The 16,390-nt window shown below is 44.1% G+C and carries 18 protein-coding genes; 9 read left to right on the top strand and 9 right to left on the bottom strand.

The features are described 5' to 3' along the window. Positions 1-30 precede the first annotated feature (30 nt). Entirely contained in the window at positions 31-843 is an 813-nt protein-coding gene (locus M1D65_RS06605; RefSeq protein WP_021479498.1) for a uroporphyrinogen-III synthase, read from the bottom strand. 173 nt (positions 844-1,016) lie between these two features. Between M1D65_RS06605 and M1D65_RS06600 the strand changes: the two genes are divergently transcribed. After that, positions 1,017-1,199: a hypothetical protein gene (locus tag M1D65_RS06600; RefSeq protein WP_456270814.1), complete on the top strand. Its 183-nt coding sequence runs from the start codon at positions 1,017-1,019 to the stop codon at positions 1,197-1,199. 40 nt (positions 1,200-1,239) lie between these two features. On the opposite strand, the gene M1D65_RS06595 is transcribed toward M1D65_RS06600, so the two are convergent. Both M1D65_RS06595 and yjiB read right to left on the bottom strand, forming a co-directional pair. Continuing rightward, positions 1,240-2,418: a glycosyltransferase gene (locus M1D65_RS06595; RefSeq protein ID WP_032725493.1), complete on the bottom strand. Its 1,179-nt coding sequence runs from the start codon at positions 2,416-2,418 to the stop codon at positions 1,240-1,242. Between the two features lie 22 nt (positions 2,419-2,440). Next, positions 2,441-3,631, bottom strand: coding sequence for a monooxygenase YjiB (yjiB, locus tag M1D65_RS06590; protein ID WP_032725492.1), 1,191 nt, complete (start codon positions 3,629-3,631; stop codon positions 2,441-2,443). 388 nt (positions 3,632-4,019) lie between these two features. On the opposite strand from yjiB, the gene M1D65_RS06585 reads away from it, so the two are divergent. After that, positions 4,020-4,298, top strand: coding sequence for a hypothetical protein (locus M1D65_RS06585; protein WP_003232791.1), 279 nt, complete (start codon positions 4,020-4,022; stop codon positions 4,296-4,298). A 30-nt stretch (positions 4,299-4,328) separates the two neighbouring features. Here the strand turns inward: M1D65_RS06585 and M1D65_RS06580 are convergent, their stop codons facing one another. From M1D65_RS06580 to fdhF, 4 genes are all read right to left on the bottom strand, one after another. Further along, positions 4,329-4,955, bottom strand: coding sequence for an NUDIX hydrolase (locus tag M1D65_RS06580; protein WP_080286187.1), 627 nt, complete (start codon positions 4,953-4,955; stop codon positions 4,329-4,331). A gap of 74 nt (positions 4,956-5,029) precedes the next feature. Beyond that, a complete protein-coding gene (locus M1D65_RS06575) occupies positions 5,030-5,674 on the bottom strand; it encodes a DUF4352 domain-containing protein (protein WP_014479525.1) in 645 nt (214 codons plus the stop codon). Positions 5,675-5,870: 196 nt separating this feature from the next. Then, positions 5,871-6,431 (bottom strand): DUF1641 domain-containing protein, encoded by a 561-nt coding sequence (locus M1D65_RS06570; RefSeq protein ID WP_032725490.1) that lies wholly within the window; start codon positions 6,429-6,431, stop codon positions 5,871-5,873. Continuing rightward, the gene (gene fdhF / locus M1D65_RS06565; protein ID WP_032725489.1) at positions 6,424-9,381 is read right to left on the bottom strand and encodes a formate dehydrogenase subunit alpha; all 2,958 of its coding nucleotides are present in this window, start codon (positions 9,379-9,381) and stop codon (positions 6,424-6,426) included. Before fdhF ends, M1D65_RS06570 begins: the two co-directional genes overlap by 8 nt. Positions 9,382-9,524: 143 nt before the next feature. On the opposite strand from fdhF, the gene M1D65_RS06560 reads away from it, so the two are divergent. Together M1D65_RS06560 and M1D65_RS06555 are read left to right on the top strand one after the other, a co-directional pair. Beyond that, entirely contained in the window at positions 9,525-10,100 is a 576-nt protein-coding gene (locus M1D65_RS06560; protein ID WP_014476503.1) for a YjgB family protein, read from the top strand. A 100-nt stretch (positions 10,101-10,200) separates the two neighbouring features. Further along, the gene (locus M1D65_RS06555) at positions 10,201-10,599 is read left to right on the top strand and encodes a ribosomal maturation YjgA family protein (protein ID WP_032725488.1); all 399 of its coding nucleotides are present in this window, start codon (positions 10,201-10,203) and stop codon (positions 10,597-10,599) included. 9 nt (positions 10,600-10,608) lie between these two features. Here M1D65_RS06555 and M1D65_RS06550 read toward each other — a convergent pair whose 3' ends face one another. Continuing rightward, the gene (locus tag M1D65_RS06550; RefSeq protein WP_032725487.1) at positions 10,609-11,508 is read right to left on the bottom strand and encodes a DUF2268 domain-containing protein; all 900 of its coding nucleotides are present in this window, start codon (positions 11,506-11,508) and stop codon (positions 10,609-10,611) included. Positions 11,509-11,634: 126 nt separating this feature from the next. Between M1D65_RS06550 and M1D65_RS06545 the strand changes: the two genes are divergently transcribed. Beyond that, on the top strand, positions 11,635-11,802 hold the full coding sequence (locus M1D65_RS06545) for a YjfB family protein (protein ID WP_014476499.1): 168 nt from the start codon (positions 11,635-11,637) through the stop codon (positions 11,800-11,802). 124 nt (positions 11,803-11,926) lie between these two features. Further along, positions 11,927-12,400 (top strand): YjfA family protein, encoded by a 474-nt coding sequence (locus tag M1D65_RS06540; protein WP_003244679.1) that lies wholly within the window; start codon positions 11,927-11,929, stop codon positions 12,398-12,400. A gap of 39 nt (positions 12,401-12,439) precedes the next feature. Here the strand turns inward: M1D65_RS06540 and pdaC are convergent, their stop codons facing one another. Next, on the bottom strand, positions 12,440-13,843 hold the full coding sequence (gene pdaC / locus M1D65_RS06535) for a peptidoglycan-N-acetylmuramic acid deacetylase PdaC (RefSeq protein ID WP_032725486.1): 1,404 nt from the start codon (positions 13,841-13,843) through the stop codon (positions 12,440-12,442). A gap of 252 nt (positions 13,844-14,095) precedes the next feature. On the opposite strand from pdaC, the gene cotT reads away from it, so the two are divergent. The 3 genes from cotT to M1D65_RS06520 all read left to right on the top strand — a co-directional run bounded on the left by cotT (position 14,096) and on the right by M1D65_RS06520 (position 16,378). Next, positions 14,096-14,329 carry a spore coat protein CotT gene (gene cotT / locus M1D65_RS06530; protein ID WP_014479515.1) on the top strand — a complete coding sequence of 78 codons (234 nt, stop codon included), beginning with the start codon at positions 14,096-14,098 and terminating at the stop codon, positions 14,327-14,329. A gap of 111 nt (positions 14,330-14,440) precedes the next feature. Next, complete coding sequence (gene cyoE / locus M1D65_RS06525; protein WP_195757827.1) at positions 14,441-15,442, top strand: heme o synthase; 1,002 nt, start codon at positions 14,441-14,443, stop codon at positions 15,440-15,442. A 606-nt stretch (positions 15,443-16,048) separates the two neighbouring features. Beyond that, positions 16,049-16,378: a YjdJ family protein gene (locus M1D65_RS06520; RefSeq protein WP_070548830.1), complete on the top strand. Its 330-nt coding sequence runs from the start codon at positions 16,049-16,051 to the stop codon at positions 16,376-16,378. Positions 16,379-16,390: the final 12 nt, after the last annotated feature.

Genomic DNA, 16,390 nt, shown 5'->3' with positions numbered 1-16,390 from the left:
TTCCGAGGGAAAAGCGGCTTTTTGTACTTGTTATTCCTTTTCTTCATAATACTTGGCCAGCTCAACAATCATCGCACCCATCCGCTCAATCTCTGGCGCAAGCAGTCTCGTAATGCCCTCTTCCCGCAGTGCTTCAGCAGTCACTTTTCCGACAGCAGCTGCGATGGCGCGTTCTTCGAATACCTTCTTCACTTCATTGATATAACCTCGCCCCTTGGCAAAATCAAACAGGGAACGAACCTGAATGGCCGTTGTAAAACAAACGGCATCGACCTCACCGTTCATCAGCTCTCGGCATAACCGCTCCACCGTTTCCTCCTCCGGCGGGATGTGCTGATAAGGCAGAATCGGCAGGACAGACGCGCCTTTTTCTTCAAGAAATGCCATGAGAGCCGGCGCTTTTTCGCCATGAAGCTGTACCATGACTGTTTTTCCTGAAAAGTCGTGAGGCTCCAAAGAACGGATTAAGCCTCTTGTTGTCCCGTCTTCATCCGAAGCTTCCGGTGTGATCCCAAGCTTTTTCAGCGCAGACAGCGTTTTGTATCCCCGGCATGCCGCTTTCGCTTGGCGAATGGCCTGCAGAAACTCATCTTTCAGTCCAATTTTCTCTGCCATATCGACAAGAGTCTCCAACCCGATGCCTGTCGTGAAAATGACCCAGTCAGCTTTTTCTTCCGCAAACGTCCGCAAATCCGGCTCCACCTGCTTCTCTGCTAAGTAAACTGTACCTTGGAGAGGCCGGATGACAGGTATTCCGCCCTGTTTTTCAATGATTGTACTAATTTCTTCCGTTTTTCGTGAGCCACCGATTGCCACGCGTTTTCCAAGTAACCCTTTTCCCATACCCGTTTCCTCTCCTCTTTGCATAGGCTTTTTATGTATATAAGCTTAATAAAGCTATTTTGGCGCAAACCAAGGGAGAAATCAAGATAAACCCAACCTCCTAAAATTCATTGAATACGCCGGAAGCTTGCTGTAAGATAAACAGCAGACACGTCTTGTAACGGAGGATCGACATGGAAACAAAAAAAGATGAAACAAAAGGCTACGATACATCGATTGTTTACGAATTCAATGAATATCCGGACGCCCGCAGCGGGCGCTGCGACAACTGTGATTACACACTGTTCAAAAGCTCTGTAAAAGGCGGAAAATTTCTTAGAGAATGCCGGAGATGCGGGATGAAAAAAAATATTTAAACAGAAAACCGAAATCAAATTGATTTCGGTTTTTATGTTTTTACTGCGGGACAGCGGATTTTTTCATAAACGCTTCAATCTCAGCTGCCGCACGCTCCGCTCCGCCAGCTTCTTTTACATCCTTTTGCATATTCTTGACGCGGCAGAGCAGCTCTTGATCACTGGATACAGCTTGAACCGCTTCCTGCAGGCTGGAAACAGTCACTTCCTCTTTCGGCAAATAAAAGCCAAGGCCTAATTCATCAACCCGATTTGCAGTGAGCTCTTGCTCATACATTTGTGGAATGACGACAAGCGGCACACCTGCGTTCATCGCTTCCATCGTACTGTTCATCCCGCCATGAGAGATGAACAAATCAGCTTTCTCTAACACCTCAAGCTGCGGCACACTTTGGCGAATGGTAAAGTTAGCAGGAATATCCTCCAAGCTTTCTGGATCAATCGTTTTTCCAACAGACATGATCACTTGCCATGAAGAATCCCGAAATGCCTTGATGCACATCTTGTAAAATTCCGGCCATGCGTTAAACGCCGTACCCAAAGAAATCAGCATAAGCGGGCGATCATCCTTGTCAATCAACAGGCTTTCTTTTTCCTTCCGTTCCCCGAGAGAGGGGCCGACAAAACAGAAACGGTCATCGAACGTCTCATGCTGAATCTGAAAAGACTTCGGCATAAAGACAATATTTAATGCTTCCGGCACAGCTAACTGTTCAAATGAAACAGCCGGCAACTTCTCTTGCTCCAAGTAGGCTTTAAATTCAGCCTCTGCTTCTCTTATTTTTTTCAGCATGTCTTCATTTCCTAACTGAAAGGATTCATTTTGGGCATATGACGAACAGAGCTTAATGACCGGAACATTAAGCTTTTCAGCAAACAATTTACCAGCCAGCGCAACAAAGTCATAGATGATCAGATCAGGCTGATCATCCTTATATAACTCCTCAAGCTGCGGCAGAATGCTGAGTGATTCTTTCAAAAGGCTGAGGGGCGCGTCATTCTTTTCCATCACCTCCCTGATTTGCTTAGGATCAATATTCAAGGATGTATGATAGAGCAATGCTTCTCCACCGGCTTGCTGAACAGCGGGCGCAAACTCCTCAGTCGTCGCGTACGTGACACGGTGCCCTTTCTCACAAAGCTTCTCTACTAAAGCAAGCGTAGGATTGACATGTCCGTACGCCGGGATATTGATCATCGAAATATGGTACTTTTTCATGAATCTCCAGTCTCCTTATCTATTACATTTTCACACGGAAGCTCTTTAATCCGTATATCACACTGTTTTCAATCGGAGTGATACTGACGCACTCCATATGAGGAAAAGCAGAAATCAAAGACGTTAACGCGATATTTGCTTCAAGACGGGCAAGCGGAGCCCCAAGGCAAAAATGGATGCCGTGGCCAAACGCAATATGCGGGTTGGGATGGCGGCGGATATCAAACATGTGCGGCCTGTCAAACTTCGCTTCATCACGATTTGCCGATGCCACAAACGCCAAAACCATATCACCTTCTTTCATCAGGTGCCCCCCGATCTCCGTATCCCGCTTGGCAATGCGCCTCAAAACCGGGGCGGGCGCTCTGAAACGCAGGGCTTCCTCCACTGCCTGAGGCATCAGTTCAGGATGGCTGCGCAGTTCCTCGTAAACGCCTGGCGTTTCTAATATGCTGTACATCGCATTTGAAATCAGGTTTGTAGTGGTTTCATTTCCGGCCACCAGCAGCAGCGTGCAAAACGGAATCAGCTCTTCACCGGACAGCTTCTCGCCTGTTTCTTCCGCTTCCACTAAAATAGAAATAATATCCTGTGCCGGTTTGTTTCGCTTTTCTTCTATGATGCCGGCAAAAAACGCAGCCAGTTCTTCCTCACACTTATCTCGTTCTTCCAAAAAGGCTTTTTCAGCTTCTTCACTTTTATCCTTCGGTGTACTGACCAGAAGATCAGACCATGCTTTAAACTGATCCATATGCGCTGAAGGCACTCCCAGCAGCTCAGATATCACAATAACCGGAAGCGGGTATGAAAAATCGTGAACAAGGTCAAACTCACTGCGCCCCTGAAATTTTTGAATCAGTTCATCTGTGATTTCTTGAATTCTCGGTTCCCATTGCTTCATCACGCGCGGAGTAAAGGCTTTATTCACGACTGAACGGATTTTTGTATGCTTCGGCGGGTCCATGTTAATGATGGAATTTCCAATAGAGCTTGTCTGCTGCGGCATGTAACTGGAAAACAGCTCTTTATCCCCAACAACTTTTTTGACATCATCATAAAGAAAAACGCTCCACACTTGATTTTCTTCATCAAAGGAAACAGGCGCATCCTTTCTCATCGATTCGTACCATGGAAACGGATGATACGCATCCTGTTTGTTTTTCCCATTGAGCAGCGCTCGCTGCAAGGCTTGCCGGCGGTTTAACACACTCATTATGGTCACTCCCTTGAAAAAATTCAGCAATGAATGTTCCACTTCACCTCCCGCTTTCGAAAAAGAGAGGGACTACCACAAATAATTAAATTGATAACAGCAGGCAGGCGATCACGATGTTCGATGCAGGCATCATATATTCCCCCTCGAATTTCGTTCATCTTACCATAATCTTTCAATTTTTTTCTATTCTGCACTGCTGTTTTGGCTCACAACGTGACCTTAGGCATAAGCACGCAAATCCAATATGGATTCAATTGCACCGCTCCGCTCAAAAAACGTCACTGTTTTCAACCAAATGCACTAACTCCAAAAATGACTTTCCCATTATGTAAAATAATTTGGTTCTATGATTAAATAGAAGGTAAAAGATGAGGGAGAGAACAACGTGGCAGCACAGACTGATTACAAAAAACAAGTTGTCGGAATCCTACTTTCACTTGCATTCGTACTCTTTGTGTTCTCTTTTTCTGAGAGACATGAAAAACCGCTTGTTGAGGGAAAAAAACAGGAAAACTGGCATACTGTCGTCGACAAAGCCTCTGTCAAAATTTATGGCAGCCGATTAGTTGAAGAAAACAAATTAAAGCAAAAACTCGGCCATAAACAAGCCGATTCTATTTTGACCCTTCTGAAACTCGCCAACGAAAAACACATTACATTATAAAAAAGAAAGAGCCCATAGGCTCTTTCTTTTTTAGTCAAATATCGTTTTCTTGTCCGGATGGCGCAAAAAGTCAAACAGCATGCTAAGCTGTGAGGGTGTGTTTCGTTTGGGAGAAAGCGGCGGGAGGCTGTCTTTCGGAAAAAAAGCGGCATGATTCGTCTCGATCCCTGTTTCCCCCTGCCCGCCCGTCATGCTGCATGCGATGAAGATTTTATAATAGTGATAAGGCTGAGGGGGATGAGAGTGTTTATGGCTGTCTAGCACGGCCAGCAATCGAGACGGCTCTGTATCGTACCCCGACTCTTCTTTGATTTCCTTGACGACGTTTTCAGCTGGCGATAAACCAATCTCGCAAAATCCACCCGGCAGCGACCACAGCTCATCATGCTTCTCCCGGACAAGCAAAATCTGATTCTCTCGGAATACTGCGCCGCGCACATCCGCTTTCGGTGTCGGATAGCCGCTCTCCCTTTTCCATAAATCAGTGATAACTTCAATGTCCGTCTGTGAGTAATCCACCATCATTTCCGCGCTGAGCTTCATTAGCTCTTCGTACCTCTCCCTGTCGTACACATCCTTGGAAAAAGCAAGCCCCGCCTGTGCGATCGCCCGAATCCGCTGTGCCCGTTCCAGCCATTTGGTTTGCACTTTTATCACTCTCCCCTTCACATTATTTGTCACTATAAAAAAAGCACGCTTCTTCCCTGATGAAAACGTGCTTTTTTTTAATGCTATTTTTCTAATTTTATCAAATAATCTATATTGTATTTTGCGCTTTCCTCAATTCTATCACTTCCAGTATCTATTAAAAAAGGGTTATACACTAATGTGTAATTTTTCTGTTCCCCTTTGGGTATTACATAACTAACTACTCCTGTCACCTTTTTTCCTGACGCCAGATTCCCCCCCAAAAACATTTTTCCTTTATCCTCCAATGAAATGACTGAGCGAACTGATTTATTCTTCTTGTCTTTCAGATCTAATCCTAATCGGTTGTATTCCATTGAACCTTTTCCAACGTATTCTAGGGTCACTTCTATAATTAACCGCTCTTCATTATCTTTTACTGTTTTTGTTTTATCATAGTCTTTTCCACCCAAATCTCCATATTGGCCCTTCTGTTCACGATCCACTTTATTCACCGTGAAATTAATATCATTTACTTTAATTGTTTCTCCTATTTTATGTATTTGATCATCTTTTTTGGTCTTCGGCTCACCGCCTTTTTTCAATTCCTTATCAAGTTCCTTTTCAAGCTCTTCTTGCGATTTTTTCTCTTTCGGTTTTTCCTTCTCTGACGCATCGCTCGATTGGCTGCACGCTGAAAGCGCTAACCCGATCGTCAAGACAAATAATAGTAATAAGACTTTTTTCATGATTGTTCCCCCATCTAAAGTAATCGATTTCTATTATAATCAGATTTTTCCTTTTCCTAACAGGTAAGAAAGTAACGATTATTTCTATCTCATTCATCACAATCTTACTTCTTCCTAGTATTTGAATATTTTTTACTAGTCCAATAGACCTTTTCATCAAAAAACCCGAGCTGGCTGAAGCCGCTCGGGTGGGAGGTCAATCTCGCTTATTCATTCCTCTTTTCTCTCGAGGTTCCTGATGATGTTTTTGGTGTTCCGGAGGCTGCGTCGTGCGTTCCAGCTCCTTTGTATCTTGTCCCATTCCTTTTAAAAAGGAAAAGAGCAGTGTAATTGATTTGTTGATTTCCGGGTCTTTTAGCGAGCGGATAATATCAAAATAACCTGTCTTTTCTTCGCTGTTTTTCTGCTCTACGGCGCTTGCTACACCCGCATTCACTTTCAAAATGAGAGGCTCGAGCTGCTTCACGTCCAGCATGCCGAGTGTCCCAAACAGAAGAAGCAGATTTTTCAGCGTATTGGCTGTTTCCTCTGTATCTGCCTTTTTCACCAGGATATCAAGAATTTTATCCCCTTGGCCAAAAAGGCCGCGGAGCAACGGCAGGACACCGCGCTCGTTCATATGGCCCAGCATATGCAAGGTTTCGAGAATCGCTTCTTTGTGGTCAATTAGAGCATCTTCAATTTCCCGCAAATCACGCTTTCGCTGATCCTCTTCTGTTACCTCGATTTTTTGGATTCGTTTAATCGCTTTAGCCATTATGGCCCATCCCCCTTTTCACAGCGTCACCAGGGAAAATATAATCCTTCCGCGCCCATTTCTTTTGAACCTGCACACCGATTTGCGGCTGCGGATTGCCGTTGCGGTGGTTGATCTTAGGCAGCGGGCTGATTCCGTCGTGCTTCAAAATTTCCATCTTGGCCGATGTTTCTTTGTAAGCAGGCGTATCGGTATCCTTATCGGCATGGCTGCCTGTTAACAGGTTGATCGCCGCTTCCCCTGAATCGTTCATTGGCAGATATACTTCCTTCCCTTTGACTCGATCAGTAATCAGGCACTTCACTTTGACATTTCCGAAAGGCGATGTGAGCCTGACGAGGGTTCCGTCCTGAATCCCTCGTTCTGCCGCAAGCTCAGGAGAAATTTCTAAGAACACTTCCGGTGTTTTTTCCGAAATCCCTTTTGATTTGTAAGTCAGATTCCCTTCGTGGAAATGCTCCAAGAGCCGCCCATTGTTGACATGGATATCATATTCCTCACCGAATTCCTCAGGCTCTGTCCACTGGACAGGGTAGAGAATGGCCTTGCCGTCCGGGAAAGGGAAGCGCTCTGTAAAGAGTAAAGGTGAATCCTTTCCATCAGCGTTTACAGGCCATTGCAGGGAATTATAGCCCTCAAGACGTTCATAGGTGACACCGGCATAAATCGGCGACAGCTTGGCTGCTTCCTCCATAATGTCTGCAGGATGCTTATAGTGCCAGCCGGCGCCAAGCTTATTGGCAACCTCCATAATAATCTGCCAATCCGGCTTTGATTCGCCCAGCGGTTCAAACACCTGATACAAACGCTGAATCCGGCGTTCTGTGTTTGTAAACGTTCCTTCTTTTTCAAGGCTTGGGCTCGCAGGAAGAACCACATCAGCAAACTCCGCTGTACGTGAAAGGAAAATGTCCTGCACCACAAAGAAATCAAGCTTTTCATATGCGGCGTGTACATGATTGATATTGGAATCCACCAGGCCCATTTCTTCACCTTTTACATACATCGCTTTCAACTGTCCGGAATGGATTTTTTCAATCATTTCGTGGTTGGTCATACCCGGCTCCTTCGGCAGCGGCACACCCCACACACGCTCGTATTTTTGGCGGACTTGTTCATCCGTCACTTTTTCATAGCCTGGCATTCTGTCAGGCATACTCCCGAAGTCACTTGCTCCCTGCACGTTATTATGACCGCGCAATGGGTAAGAACCTGCTCCCGGTTTTCCGTAGTTTCCTGTCACAAGCAGCAGGTTAGAGATCGCCGTGCTCGTGTCGCTTCCTCCAATATGCTGTGTCACGCCCATCGCCCACAATGCGCACACACTGTCAGCTTGCCCGATCATCTCTGCCATTTGGATAAGGGTTTCTCGATCAATCCCGGTTTTCTCCTCAGCATATTCAAGTGTGTACGGCGCGAGGCTTTTTACATATTCATCACGTCCGTTCACTCTTTCTCTCAAAAATCGTTCATCGGCCTTGCCGTTTTCTATTAAATATTTGGCGATCGCATTCAGCCAGACGATATCCGATCCGGCACGCGGCTGGACAAATAAATCGGAGCGTTCTGCCATTTCGTGTTTTCTGATATCCGCGACGATCACTTTCTGCCCTCTCAGCTTATGAGCCCGTTTAATGCGAGTGGATAAGACTGGATGCGACTCAGACGTGTTCGAACCGATAATCAAAACAAGGTCCGCTTGCGCGATATCTGTAATTGATCCTGAATCACCGCCATAGCCGACTGTCCGGAACAGGCCGGCAGTCGCAGGAGATTGGCAATAGCGCGAGCAGTTGTCCACATTATTTGTGCCAATGACCCCTCTGGCCAGCTTTTGCATAAGATAGGATTCTTCATTTGTACATTTAGAAGATGTAATAAAAGCGAGAGAATCCGGGCCAAACGCCTCTTTTAATTCCGTGAACTTGCTGGCGATCAGCGATAACGCCTCCTCCCACTCTGCTTCACGGAAATGGTCACCTTCACGGATCAGCGGCTTTGTCAGGCGTTCTTCGCTGTTAACGAAATCCCAGCCGAACTTGCCTTTCACACAAGTAGAAATGCCGTTGGCTGGCGCTTCCTCCTGCGGCTCTACTTTTAGAATGTCTCTGCCCTTTGTCCAGACATCAAAGCTGCAGCCGACGCCGCAATACGTGCAGACGGTTTTCGTTTTTTTGATTCGTTCATCGCGCATAGCAGATTCCATATCAGAAATCGCGAGAATCGAGCCGTAGCCTGTCTCTACGCCTTTCGTGATCTCGATCATCGGTCGCAGCGTTTCGTTATTGATGCCTGTTAAATATCCGGCTTCCCCTTCCATTCCTTTTTCCATCATCGCGTTGCACGGACAGACCGTTGAACAATGGCCGCATGACACACATGACGACTCATTGATCGGCACGTCGTTATCCCAAATGACGCGCGGGCGTTTCCGCTCCCAGTCAATGGTCAGCGTTTCAGTTACCTGAACGTCCTGGCATGCCTCAACACAGCGTCCGCACAAAATACATTGATCTGGATCATACCGATAAAACGGATGGGATTCATCCTTATGGTATGGCTTGTGATCAAACGGAATGCTTTGGTGATTGATTTTCATTTCCTTCACCGTATTATGTATTTCGCATCCCCCATTGTTGTAATCGCAAACTGTACAATAAAGCTCATGATTATATAAAATCTTGTCCATCCCGATGACCTGCGCTTTTTTCACGTCAGGTGAGAGCGTATCAATGATATCCCCATCCTTTAATTCAGCGGAGCACGACCTCTTCAGCTCACCATTGATGCTGACGATGCACGTATCACATGTTTCAATCGGTCCTAAGCTTGGATGATAGCAAACTTGCGGCACTTCAATCGAGCTGTTATTCAAAAGCTGCAGCACCGTCTGTTCCTCGGACGCTTCCATTTCAACGCCGTTTATTGTGTTTTTTTTCTTGCCAGCCATCTCCATTCCCCTTTCTTGCTTTATACCGAATTACCTATTTCAGTTCCCTTACAACAACTCAATAAAACATACAAAGCGCACTCACATGTTTTATTGCACTAACACCGGGAAACGGGATGGTAGATCAATAAGGAGGGATCAACATGAAAAAGACAATGTCTGCTATTACCGCTGCGGCAGCAGTAACAAGCTGTTTTACCGGCTTTGGGGCTGCGTCCTTTTCAGCACCGGCAAAGGCCGCAGCTCAAACAAACACGCTCTCAGAAAACACGAATCAATCAGCCGCCGAGCTTGTCAAAAACCTCTATAACACCGCCTATAAAGGGGAAATGCCTCAGCAGGCGCAAGGCCTTACCATTAACAAAAGCACAAAAGGGGATGTCCACGCTGCGTTTGGGGAACCGGAAAGACCCGTCGGGGGAGACAATCGATTTGATTTATATCACTGGAATATGGGACAGCCGGGCTACGGATTTTCCTATCATAAAGACATGACAATTTCAGAAATCCGTTACTTTGGAACCGGTGTGGAACGGCAGCTGAATTTAGGCGGAGTTACGCCGGAAGTGCTGCAGAAGCAATTAGGGCCAGCAAATCGGGTGTTAACCGTCCCGTTTACCGATGAAATCGATTATGTATATGATACAGGCCGCTATGAACTCCATTTTGTAATAGGCACGGATCAGACAGCCGACCATGTAAACCTAAAAGCAAAATAAACACCCTACGCTGCTATTCAGCCGCTTTTTTAGTGGACAAATAAAAGCTATATTCCTTACAATACAGGGAGATGAAGCAGAGACGGGGTATCAATTCGCAATGAAGCGAAATCGATGGATATATGCAGTTTTCACCATACTGATCATTGGGCTGGGGCTTGGATCCAGAGCATACTCCAGGGTTCTTCCTGATACCCTCAATACTTATCTTGGGGACTCGTTGTGGGCCGCCATGATCTTTACGGGATGCGGATTTCTATTTCGGAGGCTGAAGACAATGATAACGGGCATTATCAGTCTTTCTTTCTGTTTTGTCATTGAATTCAGCCAGCTCTATCATGCCGAATGGATCGATCAGATTAGGGATACTTCTCTTGGCGGACTTGTACTGGGGTACGGTTTTTTATGGAGCGATATCGAAGCATATACAATCGGAATTGCCGCCTGTGCCGCCATAGAACTGCTGGTTTTGGGAATCAAAAAGCGCCGCTGTATGTGACGCTTTTTTTCATTTGGAAAACAATCCGCACTGAGAAAGAATGGTCTTCGCATCCAAACGCGTGGCCTCGCTTATCGTGATATGATGTTGATTCATAAATGACTGAACGGCATGATAGCCAACTGCATAACCCGCAAAAGCCGATAAACCTGCAGGCTTAAAGCCTTGGTCGTTAGCAATTGGATCACCAAACATATAACGGCTGACTTCCGAAAATCCTTTCACATCCAGCACCTCATTAATCACATCAATGGAATATTGCAAATCCTCATGATCAAAACGAGTCACCCAAGGGCCCAATCGTTCCGTACCAAACAGCTCTCTGGCGAATGATTCCGCCAATCCTTCAATCACAAGATAATCCCCGACACTTACAGAGCCATGATGAAAATCTATATACGAAAACCGCACATTATGATGAAATTCATGAGCAATAATTGAAGGAATCCTTGGCAGGTTATAACGGTTCGGATCAATCCATACATGAATAAAGCCCGGTATCCCGCCAAACCCGCAGTAGCCTTTTTGCAGCTGAAGTTTATTTGGATCAGCGATATAAAGGCCGAATTTGATCTCCTCTGCATTCACCCGCAGCTGTTCGCGCTCAGCAAAAAATATGCATTGCCGAAGTGCAGATTCAGCTGTCTCTGAAACATGTGATTCTTTCAGTATTTGCAGTGCTTTCTGGCCGCTTTCAGCATCACGGACATCCAAATAGCCCAGCATTTTCGCAGCCATGATCACATCATAGCCGTTTGGCTCCTTCGCTTTCAGCGGAACTTGGATGGCGGTCCACATCTTTTCAAACGGCCTCATCATCGTATACCGAAATTCATCTTCTCTTTTCTGTTCTTCCATTGAAAACAGCTTTTCGTATTGCTCAAAGGTCTTTTCCATTACAAGATTCATCCTGATTCCCTCCTTGTCAAAAACATACGATATGCCGCAGCGTAAGGGTCAACAGCGAAAATTAAGCCATTTTTCACTGTAAAATGATACAAAGCCGCCGATAGGTAAGGCATAGGAGGTGGAACGATGGATATTCCTGCTTTATCAGTTGCGATGCATCAAGCATCCCTTGCCCAGAATGTTAATATCGCTTTAACGAAAAAAATGCTGGACACCGCCCAGCAAAATGCCGATCAAACCTTAAAGATGATTCAGCATCCGACTCTCGGACAAACTATTGATGTAAAAGCTTAACCTCACACCAAAGGCGGCCAATAACTCCATCCTCCCGGCCGCCTTTATTGTTCACAAAAAAGCATGCATGTTTTGATTGTTCCTCCATATGATTTATTGTTTGCCATATTAAGGAGGTCATAAATTGAAAAGACTGTTTATGAAGGCTTCATTGGTGTTATTCGCAGTAGTATTTGTTTTTGCCGTCAAAGGTGCACCCGCCAAGGCGGAAACCCATGCCTACGATGGAAAAAGCCCTTATTACAATGATTGTGCGTCCAGCGGCTCTACAAAAAAATCCTCAAACTTAGTGAATGCCAGCAATCAAGTCATCGGAGTAGTCGAGCTTAAATTCAGCAGTACATGTAAAACGGCTTGGGCAAAAATCACGATGAATAATACATTGACGTCTGGCTATGAAGCAAATGCGGAGATTACCCGGAACACAGACGGAAAAAGATATAATTGTGATTCTGCAGGCGGCAATGGAAAAGCGGTGGCCGGCCAAAAGTCTTGCTATACACCGATGGTATATGATTTAGATCCAAGGACTTCTTACGCTTTCGGCAAGTATTCAGGACCAAACTTAAATGTTTGGGCCACCACAGGCTCTTATTAAATAGAAAAAAGGCTGTCCGTACGGACAGCCTTTTGTAATTTATTTCGCTTCTCTTTGTTTTTTAACCTCTTCAAGCTGAGAAACCGTCACCAATTGATATCCTTGATCGGTGAGCTTTTTCATAATTTCATCGGCCGCATCAGCAGAGGTGCGGTAAATATCGTGAATTAAAATGGTTCTTCCATCTCCCGCCTGACTCATGACACGGTCAACGATTGTTTTTTTGTTACGGTCTTTCCAATCTTCCGGGTCAACATCCCATAACGCAACATCCATTTTCATTTGACTCCGCAGTTCATCATTAATGCCGCCGTATGGGGGTCTTACAAGCGTCGGGCGGTATCCGCTTATTTTTTCAATGATGTCTTGCGTGTCATTGATCTGCTTTAACGCTTCTTTCACTGAAAGCCTTGTGAGAAGTGGATGGCTCCATGAATGGTTCCCCACCTCATTTCCTTCTTTCAGCATTCTTATTAGCGTTTCCGGATAATATTGAACCCTGCTCCCCAAAACAAAAAACGTGGCATGACCCTTATATTTCTTCAAGGAGTCTAGAATCTGATTTGTTGTCGCAGGATTCGGGCCGTCGTCGAAAGTAAGCGCAATGACTTTTTGATTTGGATCAACCGTTTCCTCTTTGGGTAAAGAAATCACTTCATGCTTCGGCTTTTGTTCTTTGATTTTATTTTTATTTTTTGCTTTATCAATATATTGTTCTTTCAGAATGTCTTTCAAAAGACTTTTCTTAATGGCAATCGATTGCTCTCCAAGATAGCCTGCTGCAACCTGATATGTGTCAAAGTAAAGTTCGATATAATCCTCCTTGATGGCAAAGCGGCTGAAATTTTCTTTTTTCGGAGCCGTCCCTTCCTTTAACAGTGCATCGTCCGCTGCAATGTCCTTATTCTTTTTCAGTTCGTGATAAGCGATTAACGAAAGCTTATGTAAGTAGTCAGCGTCCTCTTTGAAAATATCATCAATGGAAAGAAACGCTTGTTTACTAAAATCATAGTTAAACGTTTTTTTCACGGTTTGCCCGTGTGCCCCGCCGATGTATTTATATTCATTAAATACAATCGCCACTGTCTGTTTGGCATAATGGACAATTTTATAATCAACATTTAATTCGTTGCGTTTTGTCGTATGCTCTTGGTCAACGTCTTTTGTTTCCTTTTGAAATTGACGAACCTCTTTTTCTGCGAATCTTTTTAATGCCGAATCCATTTTTTCATTTTTGAAAACGGGATAGTTAACCGCGTAATTAAAAGTTTTCCCGTCATTCACAAGCGTTGCGATCTCAACATTCCCATATTGAGAATCAGTTCTTACTTTATTCATGACCGTTTCTTTTTTCAATGAATGATTATGGAAAAAGCCGATAAGGCCCACCACACATACAACTGCTATTAATACATGAAACCATTTGATTCTTTTTGCCAACAACAAAAACTCCTTCTTTCGTAGCCATTTCGATTTACTCTTCATCAGTTGGAACTGTATCTATTTAGAAATGCTTTTGTAACATTGTAGTAACATTTATTTCACATTTGTAATACTATGAGATTTAGAAGTTCATGTCAATCCTTTTTAAGGAATTTCATCATAAAAAAACCGAGTTTCATAAATGTACATACACCCAACTTAAGCATCAAGAATATGGTAAAAGGAATAAAAAAAGCTAGGGAGGTTTTCCTCTTGGATTACCCTTTGAATGAACAGCCATTTGAACAAATTACCCCTTATGATGAAAGACAGCCTTATTATTATCCGCGTCCGAGACGGCCATTTTATCCGCCTTATTATTATCCGTTCTACCCGTTTTATCCGCGTCCGCCTTATTACTACCCGCGCCCGCGCCCGCCTTACTACCCTTGGTACGGTTACGGCGGCGGTTATGGCGGAGGATATGGCGGAGGTTACGGTTACTAGTCGCCGCATATCAAAATGGGGGCAGTCCAGCTCCCCATTTTTTTATTTTAAAAATGACAATATCATGACAAATATAGGAAATAATTGTGATTCCGTATCCCTCTTGTTACGATAACAAAAGCATGCAGTTTTAGGGGGAGGCGTCTATTTTTGGAGAATACAAGAGATTCTGCAGCCATATCTGAAACAAAATACATAAAAGCTTCAAACCGGGTAACCATTTACGATTTTATCAAACTTGCAGAACCCGGCATTATCATATCAAACTCGATAGCAGCCTTCGGCGGGTTTTGGATCGCGTTTGCAAGCGCAGAAAAAACGTTAACCGGCATGGCTTTTTTGATGACAATGGTAACAGCAATGTTGGGAACCGCGTTTGTGATGGCTTCCGGCACTGTCTATAACAACTATTTTGATCGGCATATGGACGCAAAAATGGCACGCACTCGCAGCAGGGCCTCGGTCACAGGGAAAATGCCGCCAGCCATGATCTTAACATATGGCTCTGTGTTAGGAATCGCAGGTCTTGCCATGCTTTATTCCCTTAATCCATTAACGGCCTTTCTCGGACTCGCCGCCTTTATTTTTTATGCGATCATCTATACGGTATGGGTGAAACGAACGTCTGTGTGGAGCACATTTGCCGGGAGCTTTCCAGGAGCTGCGCCGCCATTGATGGGGTATTGTGCCGTAACCGGTGACTTCAGTATGACAGCAGTGCTGTTGTACACGATTATGTTTCTGTGGCAGCCGCCGCATTTTTGGGCGATTGGGATAAGACGCAAAGAGGAATATCGTGCCGCTGGCATTCCGCTCTTGCCAGTAGTCAAAGGAAATCATGTAACAAAAATAAAAATGATGCAATATATTGCCGTCCTGGTGCCGGTCACGCTATTATTTCCTTTCTCTCTCGGCACCGGCCATATGAGCCCATTTTATTTTTTAGCAGCCTTGGTTCTCGGAGGCATATGGATCAAAAAAAGCATCAAGGGATTCAAAATAGACGATGACGTGAAGTGGGCAAAGGATATGTTTGTCTACTCGCTTATTTATTTTTGCTTGCTGTTCTTCATCATGATGATCGATTCATTTATGATGTTTCTGATCAGATGATGCAAAAAGAGCCACACATTAATGTGACTCTTTTTTGTTTGGAAAAACAGCATCTAATAGAAATGTCATGGCAAAAAACACAACCATGCAAATCAAAAATCGTATAATCTCACTCAAAATCCAGCTATCAGCTATGCGCATACCATCGGTTTCTCGGAGGGTTGCGCATATTGAAAAAATCATGAGTATGTTTTTTAGGGTTTCTTTGTTCATAAAATACCATCGCTTTCTCGATAGGATGACTTAAAGGCAATGAGATAAGTCATCAAGATATAAAATGTGTCGCATCGTTGCATGTTTTGATTGAAAGAAATCATTGTTTTTTTGCCAGCCAATTGTAAAGCTCAAGCAAACAGATGAAAACCGTTTCTGTGAAAAAGCAGATCTAATCGAATGCTTCTATACTCTCTCCACAAATAAATACATTTGTTTCTCTAATCTATAAACCCGCACTCTTTTTCCATCATCAGGTATTATAAGCCAAAAACAAACAAAAAAATAGACTTGCGTTTGAGTTGTATGGAAGTGAAATTGCAAGAATAACCCATACGGTGGTAATATATTGTTTGATTTTCCCATATTCATAGATTTGGAGGTCATACAAAAGTGAAGGGAATATTTTTAGTTGTTCAGCTTGGATTTTCTATTATGGTATTTCTGTTTTTAGCTGCTGTTAATTGGTATCAAGGAAGCGAGCTTGTTTCAGATCGATTTGATTGGAACTATACTGCTAAACTCTCAAAACTGCTTAATGGAATTGATGCCGTCAGCAGCCCCAAACAAATTTCACAGCTTGATTTTTTCGTCTACTCCGCTAAACACTACCCTGTTATGAGTGCGTTAATGATCATCTCCTTCTTATATGTTCTGGCCGCTCTTTTTTTACTTATATACTCAGTCAAATGCAATAAGCAAGAGATTCATTTGGACTGCTGACCCGGTGAAATT

This window comes from Bacillus sp. JZ39, from assembly GCF_053903145.1.
The sequence above is the reverse complement of the archived record's forward strand: the minus strand, read 5'-3'. Positions and strand labels throughout refer to the sequence as shown.